The 21854-nt window shown below is 72.7% G+C and carries 19 protein-coding genes; 10 read left to right on the top strand and 9 right to left on the bottom strand.

Going from position 1 to position 21854, the window contains the following annotated elements; genetic code table 11:
* Window position 1: 1 nt before the first annotated feature.
* From ACZ7JA_RS12960 to ACZ7JA_RS12945, 4 genes are read right to left on the bottom strand one after another with little or no spacing between them, the layout of a single operon-like run.
* Window positions 2-2746 (bottom strand): type I polyketide synthase, encoded by a 2745-nt coding sequence (locus tag ACZ7JA_RS12960; protein ID WP_470808083.1) that lies wholly within the window; start codon window positions 2744-2746, stop codon window positions 2-4.
* On the bottom strand, window positions 2739-5864 hold the full coding sequence (locus tag ACZ7JA_RS12955; RefSeq protein ID WP_470808082.1) for a non-ribosomal peptide synthetase: 3126 nt from the start codon (window positions 5862-5864) through the stop codon (window positions 2739-2741). Before ACZ7JA_RS12955 ends, ACZ7JA_RS12960 begins: the two co-directional genes overlap by 8 nt.
* A 45-nt stretch (window positions 5865-5909) precedes the next feature.
* Entirely contained in the window at window positions 5910-6692 is a 783-nt protein-coding gene (locus ACZ7JA_RS12950; RefSeq protein ID WP_351663534.1) for an SDR family NAD(P)-dependent oxidoreductase, read from the bottom strand.
* A gap of 29 nt (window positions 6693-6721) precedes the next feature.
* Complete coding sequence (locus ACZ7JA_RS12945; protein ID WP_351663535.1) at window positions 6722-7909, bottom strand: aminotransferase class I/II-fold pyridoxal phosphate-dependent enzyme; 1188 nt, start codon at window positions 7907-7909, stop codon at window positions 6722-6724.
* A 618-nt stretch (window positions 7910-8527) separates the two neighbouring features.
* Between ACZ7JA_RS12945 and ACZ7JA_RS12940 the strand changes: the two genes are divergently transcribed.
* Window positions 8528-9016, top strand: coding sequence for an SRPBCC family protein (locus ACZ7JA_RS12940; protein ID WP_389447439.1), 489 nt, complete (start codon window positions 8528-8530; stop codon window positions 9014-9016).
* A 92-nt stretch (window positions 9017-9108) separates the two neighbouring features.
* Window positions 9109-10230: a fatty acid desaturase family protein gene (locus ACZ7JA_RS12935; RefSeq protein WP_450743028.1), complete on the top strand. Its 1122-nt coding sequence runs from the start codon at window positions 9109-9111 to the stop codon at window positions 10228-10230.
* Here the strand turns inward: ACZ7JA_RS12935 and ACZ7JA_RS12930 are convergent.
* Complete coding sequence (locus ACZ7JA_RS12930) at window positions 10169-10783, bottom strand: TetR/AcrR family transcriptional regulator (protein ID WP_450743030.1); 615 nt, start codon at window positions 10781-10783, stop codon at window positions 10169-10171. The two genes, ACZ7JA_RS12935 and ACZ7JA_RS12930, sit on opposite strands and share 62 nt — an antisense overlap.
* Window positions 10784-10952: 169 nt before the next feature.
* Between ACZ7JA_RS12930 and ACZ7JA_RS12925 the strand changes: the two genes are divergently transcribed.
* From ACZ7JA_RS12925 to ACZ7JA_RS12905, 5 genes are all read left to right on the top strand, one after another.
* The gene (locus ACZ7JA_RS12925; RefSeq protein ID WP_351663539.1) at window positions 10953-11705 is read left to right on the top strand and encodes a thioesterase II family protein; all 753 of its coding nucleotides are present in this window, start codon (window positions 10953-10955) and stop codon (window positions 11703-11705) included.
* 95 nt (window positions 11706-11800) lie between these two features.
* A complete protein-coding gene (locus ACZ7JA_RS12920) occupies window positions 11801-13168 on the top strand; it encodes a YhgE/Pip domain-containing protein (RefSeq protein ID WP_389297779.1) in 1368 nt (455 codons plus the stop codon).
* Between the two features lie 38 nt (window positions 13169-13206).
* Entirely contained in the window at window positions 13207-13752 is a 546-nt protein-coding gene (locus tag ACZ7JA_RS12915) for an NAD(P)H-dependent oxidoreductase (RefSeq protein ID WP_351663541.1), read from the top strand.
* Entirely contained in the window at window positions 13749-14543 is a 795-nt protein-coding gene (locus ACZ7JA_RS12910; protein ID WP_351663543.1) for an alpha/beta fold hydrolase, read from the top strand. The genes ACZ7JA_RS12915 and ACZ7JA_RS12910 overlap by 4 nt, the downstream gene beginning before the upstream one ends.
* A gap of 46 nt (window positions 14544-14589) precedes the next feature.
* A complete protein-coding gene (locus ACZ7JA_RS12905) occupies window positions 14590-15846 on the top strand; it encodes a HEAT repeat domain-containing protein (protein ID WP_470808081.1) in 1257 nt (418 codons plus the stop codon).
* 68 nt (window positions 15847-15914) lie between these two features.
* On the opposite strand, the gene ACZ7JA_RS12900 is transcribed toward ACZ7JA_RS12905, so the two are convergent.
* Together ACZ7JA_RS12900 and ACZ7JA_RS12895 are read right to left on the bottom strand one after the other, a co-directional pair.
* Window positions 15915-16346 (bottom strand): ASCH domain-containing protein, encoded by a 432-nt coding sequence (locus ACZ7JA_RS12900; RefSeq protein ID WP_389297785.1) that lies wholly within the window; start codon window positions 16344-16346, stop codon window positions 15915-15917.
* A gap of 83 nt (window positions 16347-16429) precedes the next feature.
* The gene (locus ACZ7JA_RS12895) at window positions 16430-16777 is read right to left on the bottom strand and encodes a VOC family protein (protein WP_470808080.1); all 348 of its coding nucleotides are present in this window, start codon (window positions 16775-16777) and stop codon (window positions 16430-16432) included.
* Window positions 16778-16987: 210 nt separating this feature from the next.
* On the opposite strand from ACZ7JA_RS12895, the gene ACZ7JA_RS12890 reads away from it, so the two are divergent.
* Window positions 16988-17767, top strand: coding sequence for an oxidoreductase (locus ACZ7JA_RS12890; RefSeq protein WP_470808079.1), 780 nt, complete (start codon window positions 16988-16990; stop codon window positions 17765-17767).
* Window positions 17768-17960: 193 nt separating this feature from the next.
* A complete protein-coding gene (ppk2, locus tag ACZ7JA_RS12885) occupies window positions 17961-18938 on the top strand; it encodes a polyphosphate kinase 2 (protein WP_403680671.1) in 978 nt (325 codons plus the stop codon).
* 84 nt (window positions 18939-19022) lie between these two features.
* Here the strand turns inward: ppk2 and ACZ7JA_RS12880 are convergent, their stop codons facing one another.
* Together ACZ7JA_RS12880 and pnuC are read right to left on the bottom strand one after the other, a co-directional pair.
* Window positions 19023-20141 (bottom strand): AAA family ATPase, encoded by a 1119-nt coding sequence (locus tag ACZ7JA_RS12880; RefSeq protein ID WP_470808078.1) that lies wholly within the window; start codon window positions 20139-20141, stop codon window positions 19023-19025.
* A complete protein-coding gene (gene pnuC, locus ACZ7JA_RS12875) occupies window positions 20138-20803 on the bottom strand; it encodes a nicotinamide riboside transporter PnuC (RefSeq protein WP_389297792.1) in 666 nt (221 codons plus the stop codon). Before pnuC ends, ACZ7JA_RS12880 begins: the two co-directional genes overlap by 4 nt.
* Window positions 20804-21058: 255 nt before the next feature.
* Between pnuC and ACZ7JA_RS12870 the strand changes: the two genes are divergently transcribed.
* Window positions 21059-21832 (top strand): dienelactone hydrolase family protein, encoded by a 774-nt coding sequence (locus ACZ7JA_RS12870; protein ID WP_470808077.1) that lies wholly within the window; start codon window positions 21059-21061, stop codon window positions 21830-21832.
* Window positions 21833-21854: the final 22 nt, after the last annotated feature.

Genomic DNA, 21854 nt, shown 5'->3' with positions numbered 1-21854 from the left:
GTCACCGGGCCCGCTGCGAGGACAGCGCCTCGTCGAACGCCGCGGCGAGACTCGTGATGTGCTCGCCCTCGTCGAACATGGTGAAGTGGTGTCCGGGCACCTTGCGCACCCGCAGCCGGCCGGTGATGTGCGCCTGCCACAGGGATTTGTCGCGGACGGACAGGCGTAGCGCGTCGAGCAGCTCCACCGGCTCCTGCTCCTCCGCCTGCAGCAGCAGGATGTCGCCGTCGAACGGCCGGTCCGGATAGTAGGACTTGAGCCAGTCGTGGTTCGTGCGCCACACGTCGAGGAAGCCCTCCTCGCGCAGGACCGCGACGTCGATGCCGTCGACCAGGGCCGTCTGCCGCGCGAGCACCGCGAAGGCGTCCTCGAACTCCTGGGGGTCCAGCCGCCCGCCGACGTAGGTCTCGGGAACGTGCGAGTCCAGCATCAGCAGCGGTTCGACCCGCTCCCCGGCGGCCTGCAGCTGCAGGGCCATCTCCAGCGCCACGTTGCCGCCGAAGGAGTAGCCGCCGAGCCGGTACGGCCCCGACGGCTGCACCGAGCGCACCCGCTCCAGGTACCGCGCCGCCAGCTCGCGCAGGGTCTCCGGCCGGCCTTCCTCGGCGGACGGGAAGGACAGCGCCATGAGCGGCGCCGTCGAGCGCGAGTGCCGGGCGAGCGTGGAGTACACGAGGTTGGTGCCGCCCGCGGGGTGCACCAGGAAGACCGGGGTCCCCTCGCCCTCGCGGACGGTGATCACCCCGCTGCCGCGGGCGCCGGTCCGGGCGGCCCGGACGGCGTCGGCCATCTGCCGCGCGGTGCGGCCGAGGGCGTCCAGCTCCACGGTGACGCCGAACGCCGTGCGGAAGGTGCTGACCACCTCCACGGCCAGCAGGGAGTCGCCGCCCAGCTCGTGGAAGTCGTCGTCGGGCGCGAGCGAGTCGACGCCGAGGTGCTCGCGGAGGATGGGGAGGACCTCCTGCAGCACCTCGTCGCCGAGCCCCTCGCCGGCCCCCGCCCGGGGGAGTACGGGGGCCGGCGGCCGAACGCCGTGCGGCTGCCCGGTGGGCTGCCGCTCCGGCTCGGGCCGGGCGATGTCCGGCTCGAGCCAGTGGCGTTCCTCCCGCAGGGGGTGACCCGGCAGGGAGATCTTGCGGGCGGGCGCCAGGGGCCACGTGGTGGCCTCGGGCAGCTCGCCGTTGGGGGCGCCGTCGAGCAGCGCGTCCAGGCCGGCGACCATCCCGTCGAGGTCCGCGGCCACGAAGGCGTGCCGCGTCGCGAACCGGGAACGACCGGTGAACAGGGTGTACGCCACGTCGGCCGGGTCGGTGCCGGGCGCACCGGCGAGGTGCTCGCGCAGCGTGCGGGCCAGGGCGCGCAGGGCGTCCTCGTCCTTCGCGGAGAGCACGACGGGGAACGGGCCGGCCGGGGCGCCGGCCGGGCGCGCTCCGGGCTGCGGGGCCCGCGCCAGGACGCAGTGCGCGTTGGTGCCGCCGATGCCGAACGAGCTGACCGCGGTGGCCCGCAGCGGCTCGTCGGTGAACTCCACGGCGGACCGTGGCACGTCGTACGGCGTCCGGTCGAGCTGCAGCAGCGGGTTCGGCCGGTCGAGGTTGATCTGCGGCGGGACGGTCTGGTGGTACAGGGCGAGCGCCGCCTTGATCAGCCCGGTCACTCCGGCGGCCGCGTCCAGGTGTCCGAGGTTCGCCTTGAGGCTGCCGATGAGGCAGCCGTCCGCGGCGCCGCCGGCGTCCCGGTGGGCGGCGGCGAGCGAGCTCAGCTCCAGCGGGTCGCCGACGGTGGTTCCGGTGCCGTGGGTCTCGACGTAGCCGATGTCGCCCGCCGGCACCCCGGAGGCCGTGAGGGCGCGGCGGATGACCTCCCGCTGTCCGGCGGTGCCGGGAGCGGTGAACCCGATCTTGTCGGCGCCGTCGTTGTTCACGGCGCTGCCCCGGACGACGGCGTACACGCGATCGCCGTCGCGCTCGGCGTCGGCCAGCCGCTTGAGGACGACGACGCCGGCGCCGTTGCCCTTCACCGTGCCGGAGGACTCCGCGTCGAAGACCCGGCAGTGCCCGTCGCGGGAGAGGATCCCGCCCTCCTGGTAGTCGTAGCCCGCGGTCTGGGGCACCGTGATGCTCACCCCGCCCGCCAGCGCCGCGTCCACCTCGCCGGACGCCAGCGCCCGGCACGCCAGGTGCACCGCCGTCAGCGAACTGGAGCAGGCGGTCTGCACCGTGAGGGCGGGACCGTGCAGCCCGAGCTTGTAGGCGACGCGGGTGGCCAGGAAGTCCTTGTCGTTGCCGAGCAGGACGGGATACGTGAGGGCGCTCCCGGCGTGCTCCGCGGAGCGCAGCACGTGGTACAGCAGGTAGGTGCTCAGGCTGCTCGCCGCGTACACGCCGACGTTGTCCTGGGCGTCGGGGGCGAGCCCCGCGTCCTCCAGGGCCTGCCAGGCGCAGGTCAGGAACACGCGGTGCTGCGGGTCCATGATCCGCGCGTCGCGCGGGGTGACGCCGAAGAAGTCGGCGTCGAAGCGGTCGGCGTCCGCGAGGTCGGCGCCGTACGGCACGTAACCGGGCGCGTCCGCCACGTCGGCGGGAACGCCGGCCGAGGCGAGTTCCTCGGGGGAGAAGCGGTGCACGGCCTCCGCCCCGCGCACCAGCATCTCCCACAGTTCGGCGACGGAACCGGCGCCCGGGAACCGGCCGGCCATGCCGACCACGGCTATCGGTGTCGTCTGCGTCTCGGTCAGGTCAGACATGAGAGGCCCCCCGTATGGCATCTATGTGTGCGGCGAGTTTGCGCGGTGTGGTGTGGGTGAACAGTTCGATCATTTCGAGGCTGTCGACGGCCAGCCGCGACTGCAGCAGCCGGTGCATCTCGACCACGTGCATCGAGGAGCCGCCGACGTCGAAGAAGTTGTCGTCCGGGCCGAAGGCCGTCCCCGCCGGCAGCACCTGCCGCCAGACCTCCCCCACCGCCTCGGCGGTGGACCCGGTCTCCGGTCCGGCCGCGGCGGCCGGACGCTCCGCCGGATCCCCGTCCAGGTCGGGCCAGGGCAGTGCCTTCGTGTCGACCTTGCCGTTGACGGTCAGCGGCAGTCCGGCCGTCCGGACGAAGGCGGCCGGCACCATGTACGGCGGCAGCAGCGTCCGCAGCCGCTCGCGGACCGCGCCGTCGGCGGGCACCGCGGGCCCGGCGACGAAGGCGACCAGCGCCGGGTGCTCGGCGTCCCGCTCGTCGAGCCGCACCGCGCACTCGGCGACACCGGGCACCGACAGCAGGGCCGACTCGATCTCGCCCAGCTCGATCCGGAAACCGCGCAGTTGCACCTGCTGGTCGATGCGGCCCAGATGGACCAGGCCGCCGTCGGGCCGAACCAGGCCCAGGTCTCCCGAGCGGTAGACCACCGAGCCGTCCTGCTCCGGGAACCGTTCGGCGGTCAGCTCCGGACGCTCCAGGTAGCCCCGGGTGACACCGGCGCCGCCGACGATCATCTCGCCGGGCACGCCGGGCGGGCAGAGGTGCCCGTCGGCGTCCACGACCCGCACCGTGAGGTCGGGCAGCGGGCGCCCGATGGCCGACGCGGTCTCCTGACGGGCGTCGGCGGCCGTGACGGGACGGAAGGTGACGTGCACGGTCGTCTCGGTGATGCCGTACATGTTCACCAGCCGGGTCCTGTCGCCCATCGCCTCGAACCAGGGCCGCAGGGCCGCGTAGCGCAGTGCCTCGCCGCCGAACACGACGTAGCGCAGGGCGTGCGCGTCGCGGTGCTCCGGGCCGAGCACCTTCAGCAGCTGGCCGAACGCCGACGGCGTCTGGTTCAGCACGGTGACCTGCTCGCGGACGAGGAAGTCACGGAAGGCGTCCGGGGACTTGGCGGTGGTCTCCGGTACGACGGCGAGCCGGCCGCCGTACAGCAGGGCCCCGAAGATCTCCCAGACGGAGAAGTCGAACGCGTACGAGTGGAACAGGCTCCACACGTCCTGGGGACCGAAGCCGAACAGCTCCTCGGTGGAGCGCATCAGCCGCATCACGTTGCGGTGCGTGACCTGAACGCCCTTGGGGCGCCCCGTCGAGCCCGAGGTGAAGATGACGTAGGCGTCCGCGTCCGGGTCCTCCGGCACGGCGGGGGCCGGCCGCTCGCCCGGCGCCAGCAGATCGCCGGCGCGCACCCGGGCGCCGCCCGCGTCGGGCCAGCGTGCCTCGTCCTCCACCAGCGGCAGCCCGTCGGGGAAGCTGCGCAGGATCTGCCCGATCCGGGCGCCGGGTGACGACGGGTCCAGAGGCACGTACGTCCGCCCCGCCTTGAGGACGCCGAGGATCACGGTCACCAGGTCGACGCCGCGCCGCATCGCGATGCCCACGTGCCGTCCCGCGGCCCGCTCGGCGAGCCGCGCGGCGACCGTGTCGGACCGGCGGTCCAGTTCGGCGTAGGTCAGGCTGTCCTCGCCGGAGCTGACGGCCGTGCGGCCGGGGTGGCTCCGGGCGGTCTGCCGGAACCACGCCGCCAGAGACGGCTCCACCGGGTACGCGGGGCGGCCGGCCTGCGGGTTGACGAGGCGGTGGACGCGTCGCTCCGCCTCCGGCGCGAGCGCCGGGATGGAGCGGACGGTCCGGTGCGGGTCCGCGCCGACCGCGTCGATGACGGTGCGCATCACGGCGAGCGGATCCGTGGCCCACTGCTCGTGCGAGCACTCCACGTTCAGCGTGAACGTCGAGCCGAAGTCCTCGACGTTCACCGACAGCGGGTACTTCACGAGCCTGCGGGGCTGGTCCAGCTGCTCCACGGTGAAGCCGTCGAGCCGGATCTGCAGCGGCTGCTTGTAGTAGGTGAAGCTGGTGTCGGCGCTCAGCAGGCCGCCGGTGATTCTCGGGCACACCTCGCGCGCCGAGGCCGCGAGGTCGAAGTCCTGGTGCCGCAGCATGCCCGTGGTCAGGGACTGCACCTCACGGCACAGGTCCGCGAAGGTCTCGAAGGCGGTGAGGTCGACGGCGAGTGGCAGCGTGTTGACGAAGTAGCCGAACGCCCGGCGCTGCCGGACCCCGCGACGTCCCGCCAGGGGCAGCCCGGTGACCAGCCGCCTGCCGCCGGTGCAGCGGCTGAGGGTGACGAGATGGGCGGCGAGGAAGAACGAGAACGGCGTGCAGCCGAGTTCCCCGGCGAGCGCCCGGACACGGTCGCTGGCCGCGGCGTCCAGCCGGAGCCGGCGCTCCTCGCCCTCGAGCGCGCCGCCCGGGCTGCGCTGGCCGAGCAGCCGGTCGTCGGCGAAGGTCGTGAGATGGCCGAGTTGCGCGGCGAAGTGCGCCACCGCCTCCGGCCGCGGCGGTGCCGGTGCGACCAGGGCCGAGGGGTCGTCGTGGACCGACTCGGGCAGTTCGGCCGCCGGGTCGGCGTACAGCCGCTCCAGTTCCGCGACGAAGTTGTAGTACGAGTACCCGTCGAAGACGAGGTGCGAGAACAGGAGCGTGAGGTAGACGGCGTGGTCGTCCTCGTAGACGGCGAACGCGTACTGCTCGGGCGCGTCCGGCGGCAGCGGGGTGTCGGCTTCCCGTGCCAGCCGGGCGGCGACCTCCGCGCGGGAGTCGCCGGGCAGCCGGATCAGCGGGACGTCCTGCGGCGCCGGGTAGCGCGGCGGCCGGTCCACCGCCAGCACGGTGTTGCCGCGCTGGTCGAACGAGGTGTTGATGGCGCGGATGGAGACGCTGAGCCGGGACAGCGCGGCCCGCAGCCGGTCGGTGTCCGGCTTCTCCGGTGCCCCCGTGATGCGGTAGGCGCCGCTGAGGTTGAACGCCGCGTCGTCGGTGAAGAGCTGTGCGTGGGTGTGGAGCTTCAGCTGGGCCGGGGTGGCCGGACGGGCCGGCACACTCTCAGTCATGCGGGGATTCCCCTTTTCGGGCTGTTCTTCGAGTTGACTCGGGGATCAGCTGTGGGCCGGTGCGCTGAGGTCCCAGGCGACCAGCCGGGAGACCGGGCGCGGCAGGTGCCGCAGACCCCAGGCGGCGACCTTGTAGCGCAGGCTCGGGACGCTGAGGACGCGCCCGGCCGCCAGGTCGCGCAGGCCTCTGCGGACGACCCGCTCGGCGTCGAGCCACAGCCAGGGCGGCGGGAAGGTGGTGGGGATGCCGGCGCGCTGGTGGAACTCGGTGCGGGTGTAACCGGGCAGCAGGGCCGTCATCCGGACGCCCGCGGACTTGACCTGGTGCGAGGCGCCCAGTGACTCGGTGAAGGCGATGATCCACGCCTTGCTCGCGGGGTAGGTGGAGCTGAGCCAGGCGGGGCCGAGGCCCGCGACGCTGGCCACGTTCAGCACGCTCCCCGAGCCGCGCGCGGTCATGACGGACAGCGCGGCGTCGGTCAGCCGCAGCACGGCGCGGACGTTGAGGTCGAGGAGGCGCTCCTCGGCGGCGGCGCCGGTGTCGAGGAAGGGCCGCTCGTGGCCGATGCCCGCGTTGTTGACGAGCAGGTCGACCGGCGGTCCGGTCCTGATGCGCGAGGTGACGGCGGCACAGCCGTCGTCGGTGGTCAGGTCGGCGGGCAGGACCTCGGTGTCGGTGCCGTAGGCGCGGTACAGGTCCTCGGCGCGCTCCTTCAGGTCGCTCTCGGAGCGGGCGACCAGGATCAGGTCGTAGCCCTGTTCGGCCAGGACCTTGGCGAAGGCGCGTCCGAGGCCCGCGGAGGCTCCGGTGACGAGTGCGGTGGGCATGGCGGTGGCTCCTGTCTGCGTGGACGCGCTCAGGCCGCGGCCGGCAGCGCGAGGACCCGGTCGCGTACGGCGGCGAAGCCCGCGACGGCGCGGTTCAGTTGCTCCTCGGTCTGCACCGCCGTGTAGCTCGTGCGCAGCCGCGGGGAGGCGGCCGGCGGCAGTACGGCGTTGACGTACACCCCCTCCTCCACGAGGAGGTCCCAGGCGCGCAGGGTGCTGAGGTCGTCGCCCGTGTCGACCGGGACGATCGGGGTGATGCCGGAGCCGACGCGGTAGCCGAGCGCGGTGAGTTCGCGGCGCATGTACGCGGCGTTCTCCGCGACCGTCGTGCACCGCCAGGGCTCCTCGCGCAGGATGCGCAGGGATTCCAGGGCGGCGGCCGTGTTGGCGGGGCTCGCGCTGGCCGAGAACATCAGGGGACGCGCGTGGTGGCGCAGGTAGTCGATGACGACGGCGTCACCGAGGATCGCGCCGCCGATGGAGCCGAACGCCTTGGAGAAGGTGAGGGTGATCAGGGGCACCTCGTCGGTGAGGCCGAAGTGCGAGGAGGTGCCGCGGCCCTTGTCGAGGACGCCCGCGCCGTGCGCGTCGTCGACCAGCAGGGTGGCGTCGAACCGGCGGCACACCTCGACCAGCGCGGGCAGCGGGCAGAGGTCGCCCTCCATGCTGTAGACGCCGTCCACGACGACGAGCGCTCCGCCGCGCCGCGGCAGACGGGCCAGTTTGTCGGCGAGGTCGTCGGCGTCGTTGTGCTCGAACCAGGCGACCTTGGCGCGGCTGAGCCGGGCGGCGTCGATGAGAGAGGCGTGCGCGTCCTTGTCGATGAGTATCAGGTCGCCGGGTCCGCAGAGGCCGCCTATCGCGCCGAGGTTGGCCTGGTAACCGGTGGTGAGGACCAGCGCGGCCTCCTTCCCGAAGAACTCGGCGAGTTCCGCCTCCAGACGGTCGTGCAGGTCGAGGTTGCCGTTGAGGAAGCGGGAGCCGGTGCAGCCGGCCCCGTAGCGGTGCGCGGCCTCGGCCGCGGCGTCGGCCACCCGGGGGTCCGTGCTCAGCCCCAGGTAGTCGTTGGAACCGCACATGACCACTTCGTGTCCGCCGGCCAGCCGGGCGGTGCCGGCGTCGCGTCCGTCGAAGTTCAGGAAGTAGGGGTACAGGCCCGCGTTCCGCGCGTCGCGTGCTCGTGTGTAGGACGCGCACTTTTCAAGCAGATGACTCACCTGACCGACCTTTCTGAAGACCGTGAGAAGACATGGAAAAGCTCGGACGCGGAATTCTCGTTTCCATCTCGCGAAGCACCATGTGAAAGATGTTCGACATGGTGGTGGGTTCCGGGTGGCGTGCCGCTGCCACACCGTTTGAATGGCGCGAGGTGGGTTTGTTGTGAGTATCCGCGTGCGTGTCGCGGAACGGCGTCATCGGCCGGCTCGGTCCCAACTGTTCCAGAGCAGCTGGAAGACCGAGGCGATGTCACAGATGGTGGTGCCCACCATGCTGGCGATCTTGCTCATTTACATCCCCCTGGCTAACCGCAGGGGTCGACACGGCGGTCGGACTGGCCGACGCCGCTGTGTGGAACCCCCGTGAAGTGCTGGTCGTCGGGCTCCGAGGGAGGCGTCGACGCTGACGCGCTCCGCACTCAGAACGATCCGACTCGTTCCAGCATGTCCAGGCGAGCCCGGGGTGTCAAGTGACAAACGTGTGAACTGCATTCCTGCGGAAGGGCCGGAAATAGAGGATTGAACCATTCCGCTCGGACGCCCCCGACGGCGCTGGACACGGCCCGGCGGGCGCGGTTATGGTCGCGACCGTTTGTCGCCGTCGGGTGCTGTCCGGGAGTGTATTCTGTGAAACGGCTTTGGCAGATCGAGGAAAGCATTCTCGTGAACGCGGGACGAAAAGAGCTGTACACCGCGATTTCCCGGGTGAAGAACATGGGGCGGTGGAGCCCGGAGTGCTTCGCCGTCTGGTGCGGCACGGCCGCCGCGGGCAGGGGGACGCGCTTCGTCGGCTTCAACCGCAAGGGCCCGCTGGTCTGGTTCACCACGTGCCGGGTCGTCGTCGCCGACGAGCCCGCGGAGTTCGCCTTCCGGGTCACCACCTTCGGCCTGCCGGTCGCGCTGTGGGGGTACCGGCTGGAGCCGGCGGGGGAGTCCGCCACCCGGGTCACCGAGTACTGGCGGGACCTGCGCACCGGGCCGGGCTCCCGGGTCGCCGAACTCCTCGGCCGCGTGTTCACCGGAACGCCTCCCGCCGAGCGGGCGGAGGCCAACCGGTCCGGCATGCGCGCCACCCTGCGGCGCATCAAGGACGACGCCGAGCGCTGAGACCGGCTCCCGGAAGCGGGCTCGGCGCCGCGGGTTCCGCGGCCGCACCCTGACGAAACCCGCCGGCTTCCCGGCAGAGAGGCAGAGTTGACATGAGCGTTCCGGACACCGCTTCCCCGGGCTCCCCGACCGTCGCGTCGGCCGGGCCCCCGGGCCCGGGCGCACCCGTCGGCGGCACGGCACCCATCGGCGGCAACTCCTTCGCGCCGCTCCAGGAGCGGGTGCGGGCGGCCGGTCTGCTGCGCCCGTGCACCGGCTACTACGCGGCCAAGTTCGCGATGAACACGACCCTGTTCGGGGCCTCATGGGCGGTGTTCGCGCTGCTCGGCGACTCCTGGTGGCAGCTGGCCACCGCCGCCCTGCTGGCGTTCGCCTACGGGCAGACCGGCCTGCTCGGCCACGACGTGGGTCACGGGCAGGTCATCCGCGGCCGCCGCGCGATGGAGACGCTCGGGCTGCTGCACGGCAACCTGGCCCTCGGCTTCAGCTACGGCTGGTGGATGAGCCACCACACCCGGCACCACAACCACCCCAACCACCTCGACCTGGACCCGGACATCCTGCGCCGGGTCGTCGCGTTCTCCCCGGCCCAGGCCCAGGGCGTCTCGCGGCTGCGGGCCTTCGTGATCCGGCATCAGGCGGCGCTGTTCTTCCCTCTGCTGGGGCTGGAGGCGGTGGGGCTCAGAGTGGGCTCGGTGATCGCGATCCGGCGCGGGGTGCCGCGCCGCCCCCGCCTCGAGCTGGCTCTGCTCGCGGTGCACGCGGCCGGCTACCTCACCGCCGTGTTCGGCGTCCTCTCCCCGCTGACCGGCCTCGCCTTCATCGCCGTCCACCAGGGGCTGTTCGGCGCCTATCTCGGGTGCGTCTTCGCGCCGAACCACAAGGGCATGCCGGTACGGCAGGGGGAGGAGCCGGACTGGCTGAGCCGCCAGGTCCTCACCTCGCGCAACATCCGCAGCTCGCGTGTGCACGACTTCCTCTACGGCGGCCTCAACTACCAGATCGAGCACCATCTGTTCCCGGGCATGCCGCGCCCGCACCTGCGCCGCTGCCGGCTGCTGGTACGGGAGCACTGCGCCACGGTCTCGCTGCCGTACTACGAGGTCGGCGCCCTGCGCTCCTACCGGGAAGTCCTCGCTCACCTCGCGGAGGTCACCCGCCGGGTCGCCGCGCGGGAACAGACGCCGCACCCGCGCCCGCCAGCAGCAGGCTGACCATCTGCTCGCCGAAGTCGGCGGCGACCGGCCGCCGGCGCACCAGCACGCGGATCCACAGCGCCCCGGCGAGCGCGTCCACCAGGAGCGCGGGGTCGAAGTCCGGCGGCAGCTCGCCGCGTTCCACCGCACGGGTGAAGAGGGGCTGGTGGCGGCCCAGCCGGTCGTCCAGGAAGGACATCACCAGCTCCCGCATCGCCGGATGCCGCACCGCGCCCACCAGGGCCGCCTCCACCACGGCGGCCTTGCGCTCGTCGCCGAGCAGGTCCTGGAGGCGGGCGGTGAGCCCTGCGAGGTCCCCGGCCAGGCTGCCGGTGTCGGGCAGGTCGAAGGCGAAGGTGCCCGAGTCCATCAGGGCGTCCCTGAGCAGTTCGGACTTCGAGGCCCACCAGCGGTAGATGGTCGTCTTGTTGACGCCGGAGCGCTGGGCGACCCCCTCGATCGTCAGCATGTCGTAACCCTGGTCCGCGAGCAGGTCCAGACAGGCCGCGAAGATGTCGTCGCGGCGCCGGGGGCCGCTCTGCGACCGGTCCTGCCGAGTGGTGGCCGTCATGACGTCCTCCGGATCTCCCGCCCGGACCCGTTCGGCCGGGGCGACGTAACGAAACGCAACGTTGTGTTGCATCGATGATAGTGACAGCTCTAGGATTGCAACGCACCGTTGCGTTGCGATCGAAGCCGGGGAACTGCCCGGTCCGTCCAGACCCGGGGGAGTCCTTCGCATGAGTCCGACCGCCCGACTCGTCTGCCTGCCGTACGCGGGCGGCTCCGCCGACGTCTACCGGCCCTGGGCGGGCGGGCTGCCGGAGGGGTGCGAGCTGATCGCACCGGAGCTGCCCGGGCACGGCCGCCGGCTGCCCGAGGAACCGCTGGACGACCTCGCCAAGGTCGTCAGTGAGCTGCTGGCCCGGATCGGTGACCCGGCCGTCCCGCTCGTCCTGTTCGGGCACAGCATGGGCGGCCTGCTGGCGTACGAGCTGTGCCAGGCCCTGTGCGCACGAGGGACGCCACCGCACGCACTCGTCGTCTCGGCCGTCGGGCCGCCCGAACTCCAGGGCTACGCACGGCACCTGGCGAACGACCCGGACGCGCTGCTGGACCGGGTGGCCCGCCTCGGCGCGACCCCGCCCGAGGTGCTGGCCAGCCCGCAGATGCGCGCCCTCCTGCTGCGCCCGCTCCAGGCCGACTTCCGGCTCCTCGGTCAGGCCTCCGCCCGGCCCACCCGGAGCGTCACCGTGCCCTTCCACGCCTTCGCGGGCGACGGGGACCCGGTCCACCCGCCGGACGAGGTCGCCCGGTGGCAGCCCCACGCGCCCCGGTGGCAGGGCCTGCGGACCCTGCCCGGCGACCACTTCTTCCCCTGGCAGGACGACACGGTGCCGACCCTGCTCGCCCGGCTGGCCCGCTCGGCCGCCGCGTCCGGCCGCGCGACGGACCGCCGCCGGTCGCCGGGCGGCCCGGTCCGGACGGGGTGAGCCCCGGCATGCCGCACGTACCGCCCGAAGGCCACGGCGGACGCACGCGGACCCAAGACAACGCAAGCCGACACTGTTCGAGGAAGGTGGTTCCCGTGCGGGCTACAAGCGTGTGGAAACAGCGGCAATCCTGGATCGTGGTCGTACTCGGGGCCCTCCTCGCCGCCATCGCGACGATCAGCTACCTGGGGCCGGCCGGCGACCCCGAGGGGCATCTGCGCGCCCTCCCCCTGGTGCTCGTCGACGAGGACCAGGGCGCTCCGGGACCGCAGGGCACGGTGCGTCTCGGCGAGCAGATCACCCGGAACGCCGTGGCCGCCTCCCACCGGGACGGCCGCGTCCACTGGACGGTCGTCTCCGACCGCGCCGCGGCCCGGCGGATCATGACCGACCAGGACGCCTACGCCGCGCTCGTCGTCCCCGGCGACTTCAGCCGGCGCGCCCTGTCCCTGCTCGGCGCCGCGAAGGACACGCAGCGGCCGCAGCTGCAGATCATCGAGCGGCGGGGCGTCGGCGCGATGGCCACCTCGATGGCGGAGAAGGCGCTGCGCGCCACGGCGGAACAGGTGTCGCAGCGGATCGGCGCCCAGCTCGCCGATCAGGCGGACGCGTCCGCCGCGGGCGCGCGAAAAGCCGCCCCGGTGAAGGCCGTTGAAGGCGCCGCCACCCAGGGCAGGACCGCGGCACCGCCTGTCGCGGCCGGCCCCGGTTTCCTCGCCCTGCTCAGCGACCCGGTCCAGGTCACCGAGACCGTACAGCAGGCCGGAGGCCCCTCGGCCGGAGCCACGGCCGGGATCCTTCCGCTCTACTTCGCCGTCGCCCTGCTCATCTCCGGCCTGCTGCCCGCCAGCCTGCTCACGATGCTGGTGGACGCCCGGCTCGGCTACCTCCCACTGGAGATCGGCCCCCGGCGGCGGCTCAGCCCCGTCATCCGGATCGCCCGCTCGTCCACCTTCCTCGCCAAGGCCCTGCTCGGCACGGTGATGGGCTTCGCCGCGGGCACCACCGTCGCCGCGACCGGCCTGTGGAGCACGGGCATCGACCCCGAGGCGGGCGGTGAACTGCTCCTCTTCTGCGGCGCGGCCTGCGCCGCGGTCTCCCTGGTCACCCTGGCCCTGTTCGCGGTGTTCGGCACGCCCGGCCAGATCCTGGCGCTGGTCCTGCTGACCCTCGCCGGCATCCCGCTGTCCGGTGGGCCCATCCCCGTCGAGGCGTTGCCCGGCGCGCTGAACACCCTCGGCGACCTCCTGCCGGCCCGGTACGTCGTCGAGGGCGTGCGCTCCCTCATGTTCTTCGGCGGCTCGAGCATGCCGGCACGGGACTGGACCGTGCTCGGCGGGTACGCGGCGGGCGCCCTGCTGCTCGGACTGGGCGTCACCCACTGGTACGACCGCAAGGGCTTCCACCGCGCCCACGAGCACGAGTTGGTGCCGGCCGAGGCCGCCGCACCGGCCCTTCCGTAGCACGTCCCTCCCGCAGCACGACAAGGAGACCATCGCCGATGGCCGTGATCCTGACGATCTCGGGAAGTCCCGCAGAGAGCTCCGCCACCGCGCGCCTGCTCTCCTCCCATGCCGTTCCCCGGCTCGTGACACAGGGCCACGACGTCGTCCACCTCGCGCTGCGCGATCTTCCCCCCGCGCCGCTGCTGGCCCAGGACGCGGACCACCCCCGCCTGCGGCAGGCGGCCGGGCTGCTCGCCGGCGCCGACGGCGTCGTCGTCGCGACCCCGGTGTACAAGGCGGCGTACTCAGGCCTGCTCAAAACGTTCCTGGACGCCATGCCACGGTCCGGCCTCGCGGGCAAGCACGTCCTGCAGCTCGTGGTGGGTCACGATCCCGCCCAGGGACACCCGACCCATCAGGCCCTGGAGACCGTGCTGCTCTCCATGGGCGCGCGGGGCCGCCCCGACCGCTGCTTCCTGACCGGTTCCGCCGCGCGGGAGCCGTCCGGCCCCCGGCACACCGAGGCCATCCGGCGACTCGACCACGCACTGGACCGGTTCGGCGCCCACTGGCGGGTTCCGGCCGGACGGGGAGCGGCATGAAGTCCGGTCCCGAACGCCACGTCCAACCGGGTCTGTGGGTTCTCGGCGACGACACGAGGCCCCCGATCGTGCTGGTGCACGGCATCCGCCTCTCGGCCTCCATGTGGACCCCGCACGCCCGCCGCCTCGCTCCCGACTTCCGGGTCAGCGCCCCGGACCTCCCCGGACACGGCGCCCTCCAGGACCGTACGTTCACCCTCGCCTCGGCCGTGCGGGCCGTCGACGACGCGGTCCGGGAGGCGGCCGGCGCGACGGGCCGGCGGCCGCTGGTCGCCGGCCTCTCCCTCGGCGGCTATGTGGCGCTGGCCCACGCCGCGGCACACCCGCAGGACGTGGGCGCGCTCGTCCTGTGCAGCTGCACGGCGCGTCCACGCGGCTGGAAGGGGCTCGCCTACCGTACGGCCGCGCGCCTCAACGAACTCATGGGACCCGACCTCAGTGCCGCGCGGGACGCCCGGCTGTTCCGGCGCATCGCCCCCGCGGAGTGCGCGGAAGCAGCCCTGGCCGGCGGACTGGCCATCCGGGCTTTCGGCGAGGCCGTGCGGGAGCTGCGCCGCGCGGACTTCCTCCGCATCACCGGGCGTCTCGGTTCACCCACCCTGCTGGTGAACGGACGATCGGACTTCGTCTTCCGCCGCGAGGAAGCCGACTTCCTGGCCGCGGCCCGTAGCGCGGGATCGCGGGCCGGGCTGCGGCACGTCGGCGGCGGCCACGTCTTCCCGATGCAGCACCCCGAAGCGTTCGCGACCCTGCTGCGCCGCGCACACGAGGAACTCACCGACCCGCACTGAGCCGTGCACCGGAGCCACGCCGGAGACCGACCCGTAGGCTGCGCCCATGGTGACAAGGGGAAGGGAGCCGTACGAGGCAGCCAGGCGACTGGCCGCCGGAACGGCTCCGGACCAGGCGCTCGACGTGACGGACCCGGACTCCTGGATCGATCTCGACACCGGAGTCCGCGCACTGGCCTGGCAACGGCCGGAGCTGTTCCACTCGAACGCGTCGCCGTCCGGACGGCGGACGATCTGGGCCCGGCTTGCGTCGACGATCACCGTCACCCGGTCACGGACGCCAGGTGACGCCGAACTCGCCCTCGCCCTCTGCCACCCCGACGGCCGTGTCCGCGAGGCCGCGCTCGACCACGCCGTGAAGCGGCCCGCCCTGCTCCCCCTGGTCGTCATCCGCTGCGCGGACTGGGCGGGACCGGTACGCGAACGGGCGCGCGCCCTCCTCGCCGGAACACCCCCGCACCGGCTGGCCGCGCAATCCGCCCTGGTCCTGAGGATCGGCCGCCGCTCCCGGGGCGGCTTCGCCCAGGACCTGCTGACCGGGGCGCTGCGCACCGGGCCGGCCGCACAGACCGAGGCGCTGCTCGACAGCGGCGACCGGGCCACGGCCCGTCTGGCGCACCGCGTGGCCGTCGAGCGGCGGCTGCTCCTCGCGTCGCGGCTCGCCCGGACCGCCGCCCGCCACCGCGACGTCGTGGTGCAGGACCTGTGCGCCGAAGCGGCCGTGGCCGCCCTTCGCGAGGGCGGTGACGACGAGTTCACCGAGGTGGTGGTGCCGCTGCTCGGGTCCCGGTACTCGCGGGTCAGGTCGGCGGGGGTGACCGCGCTGCGCCGCACCGGGCGGCACGCCGACGCCGAGCCGTACCTCACCGACCGGTCGCCCGTGGTGCGGGCGTGTGCCCGGTGGGTACTGCGGCAGGGCGGCACGGACCCGGCACCGCTGTACCGCGCGCTGTGCGCCGACCCCGCTGACCGGCCCGCCGCCGCGGTGGGCCTCGGCGAGTGCGGCGTACGCGAGGACGCCGACCTGGTCAGGACACTGCTTGCGCACCCGGACCCCAGGGTGCGTGCCTGCGCGGTGGCGGGACTGCGGGCGCTGGACGCGGTGCGCCTCGACGACGTACGCCCGCTTCTCGACGACCCGTCAGCGGCCGTGGTCCGGCAGGCGACCCTGGCTCTGCTGCCGTGGGCCGACAGCGTGCCCCGAGAGCGGCTGCGCGCACTCCTGACCGAGGACCGCCCGCGCCACCAACGGGTGGCGGCGACCCGGCTGCTGCGAGCGGCCGGCGCACACGCCCAGCCCTGACACGCGCCTCCACACCGGTCCACCGAAGCCGCTTCCGCGGGACGGTCGGTGTGAGCTCGCCGAGCGGGTCACCGACCGGGTGAGGCCTCTGACCCGACCACCCGGAAGCGTTCCGCGACGACGAGTGTGTCGTCATCGATGACCGGGGTGTGTCCCAGGTACTCGCTCACGCCGTCGCTGCGGAAGAACTCCTCGTGGGCCGCACGCCACTCGGCCACGTCGGCGTAACCGCGTCCCTCGGCTCGCGCGAAGTCCTCGTCGATCTCCTTCACGGGAACGACGCGCACGTCGACGAGCTCGATCGTGACGGCCGGGCGACCGTCGGAGTCCAGCACCGAGAAGCGCTGACCGGGTACCGGTACCGCCTCGCCGGCGTGCTCGTAGATCTCCAGGAGACCCGTGAGCGCGGTCTTCCGCCCGGCGAGGACCGCCTCCACGCCCCGGTCACGTTCCGGTCCGGGAAAGGCGAGTTCAAGGGTCGGAAGGTCGTCGTGTCCCATCGAGGGAGCGTACATCCGCAGCCGGACCGACGACCGCATCGCCGTTCGCCGCAGGCACTCGTGCCGGTCGCGGGGTGAGGCCGTCAGCGGTGGGCCAGCACGTTGACCACCCGTCCGCTGGGATCGCGGACGAAGAACCGCCGTACACCCCACTCCTCGTCCTGCAAGGGGTGGACGATCTCCGCCCCGCTCTCCCGCATGAGCCGGTAGGCCGCGTCCACGTCGTCGACCTCGACGCTCACGTCGGGGGTGACAGGAGCGGTCTTGTCGCTGGTCATGACGCTGATCTGCGCCGTCGGGCTGGACGGGGAGGCGAGCGTCATGATCCAGCCGTGGTTCATGACCTCCTCCAAGCCCAGCAGGCCGTAGAACTCACGGCTTTCCCGCGCCGCCTCGGACCGGATGACGGGCATGACGCGACGAACGATCATCGGTGACTCCAAACGACGACGAACCAGTCTGCGGGTCCCCCCAGGAGTACTACGGCATGTCCGCCGCCGCACGCACCTCGCCCACATCACGCGGCCGATCAACATGCGCGGTGCACGACTGTCATCGGATTCTGAAGGAAGTGACGGCCCGGCGAGGCCGTCGTGGAGAAGAACAGGTCGCCATCGTCACCGAGAGACCCGGGAGCGCTGATGAACAGCCCGCTGCACGGCCGCACCGCCGTCGTGACCGGTGCCAGCAAAGGCATCGGCCTGGCGGTCGTCGAAGCCCTGGCGCAGGCGGGGGCCGCGGTGATCGCCGGATCCCGCACCTCGACACCCGAACTGGACGCTCTGGTGAAGGAGGGCTCGGTCACCTGGGTCCCCGTCGACCTCAGGGACGCCCAGGGCGCCGAGCGGCTCGTCCACGAGGCCGCGGGACGCGTCGACGTGCTGGTCAACAACGTCGGCGCCGCCCCCGCCCGGACCGGCGGCTTCCTGTCGGTGAGCGACGCGGACTGGCAGCAGGGGCTGGATCTGAACCTGCTCAGCGCCGTGCGGGTCACCCGGGCGGCGCTGCCCCTCATGCTGGAGGCCGGGCGGGGTTCCATCGTCACCGTAGCCTCCGTCAACGCCACGCTGCCCGACCCGATGGTGATCGACTACAGCACCGGCAAAGCCGCTCTCGTCGCCTTCTCCAAGGCGCTGTCCAAGGAGGTCGGGCCCAAGGGAATCCGCGTCAACACCGTCAGTCCCGGACCCGTGCGCACCGACTTGTGGCTGGCCCAGGACGGTGTAGCGGCCACCGTCTCCGCGGCGGCCGGCATCACCCCGGACGACGTGGTCGCGCAGGTGGCCGGCTCCGTCCCTACCGGCCGCTTCTCCACCCCCGCGGAAGTCGCCGAGCTGGTCCTGTTCCTCGCCGGCGACCAGGCGAGCAACATCACCGGCAGCGACATGATCATCGACGGAGGTTTCGTCCCCACCCGGTGACGGCGACAGCGCGGACGGCAGGCTCACACGCCCCAGCCGGCGTCGGGGGGCGTTCATGACCGTGTAGGACCCCGGCGCCCGGCCGTGGTCTCGCAGTGGTGTGTCTGGGTCCGGCCTGCCGGGGCACGCGGAGGGGGTCACTCGGTCCGGGTGACACGGCGGAGAGGCGGGATGCGTGGCCGAGGCGGAGCAGATGCTCGAGGCGCAGGGGAGTCGGAGCACGGGGCGGGAGGACGACCTGCTGCACGGGCTCGCGGTGGATGACCGGCAGCCGGAGCGGCCGGTCCTTCTGGACGGCGACGGCCGGCCGATCGAGACCTGGCGGGAGAACCACCCCTACGACCACCGGGTCCGGCGGCGCGAGTACGAGCGGACCAAGCGGATCCTGCAGATCGAGCTGCTCAAGCTGCAGCGCTGGGCGAAGGAGACGGGACAGCGCATCGTCGTGGTCTGCGAAGGGCGGGACGCGGCCGGCAAGGGCGGCGCCATCAAGCGGTTCACCGAGCGGCTGAACCCCCGCGGCGCCCGTGTCGTGGCACTGGACAAGCCCACCGAGCGTGAGGCGGGTCAGTGGTACTTCCAGCGGTACGTCACCCACCTGCCGGCCCGCGGCGAGATCGTCTTCTTCGACCGGTCCTGGTACAACCGGGCGGGAGTCGAGAGGGTCATGGACTTCTGCTCCGAGGAGGAGTATCAGCAGTTCCTCCAGCAGGCGCCGCTGTTCGAGCGGTTGCTGACCGACGACGACATCCTGCTGGTGAAGTTCTGGTTCTCCGTCTCGCGTGCCGAGCAGCGGACCCGGTTCGCGATCCGGCAGGTCGATCCGGTGCGCCGCTGGAAGCTGTCCCCGACCGATCTGGCCTCGCTCGACCGCTGGGACGACTACACCGCGGCCAAGGTCGACATGTTCCGGGCGACCGACACCGCGCACGCCCCTTGGACGGTCGTCAAGAACAACGACAAGCGGCGCGGCCGGCTGGAGGCGATGCGCAGTCTGCTGGACCGTTTCGACTATCCGGCCAAGGACCTGGCGGCGGTGGGCACGCCCGACCCGCTGATCGTCGGTGCGGCGGACACCCTGCTGGAACCGGGCGAGCGACCGACGGCCCTCTCCCCGACGCCGCTGGCGGGACCGGGCGGCGGACCGGGAAACCATCCGGAACCCAGGTGACGGCCGGGCAGCCGCACCCTTCTGCTCCGCGAAGCAGCTTGCCGTGCCGCCGTCGGCATCGTCCGACGCACCGTGCCGCCGCGCTCAGCCGAGCGGTGCGGCCAGGCGCCAGCCCTCCGCGAGCAGCCGGTCGACCGCCTCCAGGGCGAGTCGCAGCCGGGTCGTGCGGTCGCCGCCCACCTCCTGCCAGGGCACACCGAGACCGGACAGCACCTTGCGGAACCGCTCGGTCATCCAGGGCCGCAACTCCTCACCGTCGCGCAGGCCGTCGTCGTGGAACGGCACGTCCTCGTGGCCGGTGAGCAGGTACAGCGCCCTGGGCGGCATGGCGTCGGCGAGCCCGTGCACCGCCTCGGTGGTCCGGCCGACATAGCGCTCCTGCCAGACGGTGGTGGCCAGCGCGTCGGTGTCGCACACCAGCACCGGCCCGCCGTCACGGGCGGCGCGCTCCTCCTCGGCCGACTGGCGGGCCGCGACGGCCTCGAAGTCGGCGTCGCTCCACTCCAGGTCGAAGACAGTGGGCTCCGGCAAGCCGCGGCGCCCGGCCAGCGCGCGGGCCACCGCGAGCTTGGCGACGGTCAGCTCGCGCCCGTACTCGGGAACCCAGCGCGTGAGCGCATGCGGACCGCCACGCTGACGCAGTGCCTCCGCGAGGTCCCGCGAGAGCGTGGTGGTGCCGGTGGACTCGGCGCCCAGCACCACCACCCGCAGGGCGAACCAGGCCCGCACCGGCGGCTCCAGCGCGTCCCAGCGGCCCACCGGGTCGTCGCGCACCGCGGTGGCCGAGACCGCGAACGTCTCTCGTGCGACGTCCAGGCGAACGTTCGCCGCGCCGAACCGGCGTGCCAGCTCGGCGCCGTACGGCTCTGAGGTGAACACCGCGTCCACCGGGACGGTCGCATGGGCTCCCGCGGCCACCCCCTCACGCATCAGGGCGACGTGCCCCGTCCAGGCGCTGTCGCTGCCGTAGTCCACCGGGATGTTGTCGACGACGCCGGTGACGGCCACATGCGGGCTGTCCGCGTACGCCTCCCGCAGCCAGCCGACCCGGACGGCCGGCGGTATCGACTCCACGTCGGCTGCCATCACCACGACCGTGACGCGCCGGCAGTTCTCCGCCGCGGTGCGCACCAGGAAGTGGTGGCCGGCGTGCGGGGGATAGAACTTGCCGATGACCAGTCCGTGGTCGAAGGGGGCGCTCACGCGCGCACCAGGCCGGTCGCGGCGGCCGACCGGCCCGCGGCCAACTGCCGTTGCCAACCCCGCAGTCCGAGCAGGCACATCGTCAGGAAGAGCACGTACACGATGCCGGTCAGATAGAGCGCCTTGGCGAAGTACAGCGGGATGTAGACCACGTCCGCGGCGATCCAGAAGTACCAGTTCTCGTACGACTTGGTGTTGAGGAGCCATTGCGCGATCAGTGACAGCGTGGTGGTGAGGGCGTCCCAGAACGGTGCGATGTCGTGGGCGCGGGCCAGGACGACGGTCAGGCCCCAGGTCGCGGGTACGGCGAGCAGCAGCAGGACGGCGATGGTGCGCACGGAGGCGTGGCCCATGGAGCGGGGGGAACGGCGCTCGCCGCCGCGCAGCCAGGTCCACCAGCCGACGGCGGCCAGGAGCAGGTACACGACCTGCAGGAGGGCGTCGGCGTACAACTGGGCGCTCCAGAACAGGACGAGGAAGAACAGGTTGTTGGCGATGCCGACGGGGAAGTTGGCGATCCGCGCCCTGACGGTCAGCCAGACGCAGGCCGCACCCGTGGCGAAGCCGAGCAGCTCCGCCCAGGTCACCGCATCGCGGCCGAAACCGAACAGTACGGTGTTCAGGGGCGCGACGATCTCGCCCAGGACGTCGCTGACAGCCATGGAGTGCTCCTTGCCCAGTAAATGTCAGCATGACGATAAAGGGTGGAGCCGTCGCGTGCCAAGCCCCTTCCGGAACGCCGCGAAAACCCGTTGGCGGACCAGGGGGGCCGTTGCTAACCTCCCAGAGGCCGTACAGAGAACCAGGAGGTGAGACCCGTGAACGCAGTATCGACATGGGCGCTCCCCTCTGGGGTCGCGGTCGGGCGGTAGGTCGTCCGGGAGCGCCGTTCAAGCGCACTCCCGAAAGGCACGACCATGCACTTCACTTCCGAACAGCGCCTCGACGACGGCGTCCTCGAGCGCGATTTCACCCTCGGCGGCGAGATCCCGGGCATCCTGTGGACGCCCGTATCCGCATCCGCGTCCACACCGGCCCCGCTGATCCTGCTCGGCCACCCTCCGCTCGGGCTGCGCAGGATGTACCCCCGGCTGGTGGCGCGCGCCCGGCAGGCCGCGGCGGACGGCTTCGCCGCGGCCACCATCGAACTCCCCGGGATCGGCGACCGGCCGCGTTGGGCCGCCGCCGAGCAGGCCCGGGCCGACATGCGCCGGGTCATGGAGGCCGGCGAGCCCGTCGGCGACGAGATCATCGACGCCCTCGTCCTCCCTCTCGTCGACAAGGCGGTCCCGGAATGGCAGGCCGCCCTGGACGCCCTTCTGTCGCTGCCGGAGATCGGCGGCCCGGTCGGGTACTCGGGGGGAGTCGTCTCCATCGGCGTCCGGCTCGCGGTGGTCGAGCCGCGCATCTCGGCCGCCGTTCTGTTCGCCGGGAGTTTCGTACCCCGCGTCATGTTCGAGGAGGCCCGCCAGGTCGCCATTCCGCTGCACGTCCTGCTGCAGTGGGACGACGAGGGGAACCACCGGCAGGCAGCCCTGGACCTGTTCGACGCCTTCGGCTCCAAGGAGAAGACGCTGAACGCCAACATGGGCGGGCACGCGGGCGTCCCGCAGTTCGCGGGCGACGCGGCGGCCCAGTTCTTCGCCCGGCATCTGCGCCGGCGGCTGACTCGTGACCAGATGACCGAGTGACGGAGCGCCGGCCGGGGCAATC

The sequence above is a fragment of the Streptomyces sp. NPDC038135 genome (assembly GCF_055601245.1).
This window is presented reverse-complemented; position numbering and strand designations above follow the sequence as displayed.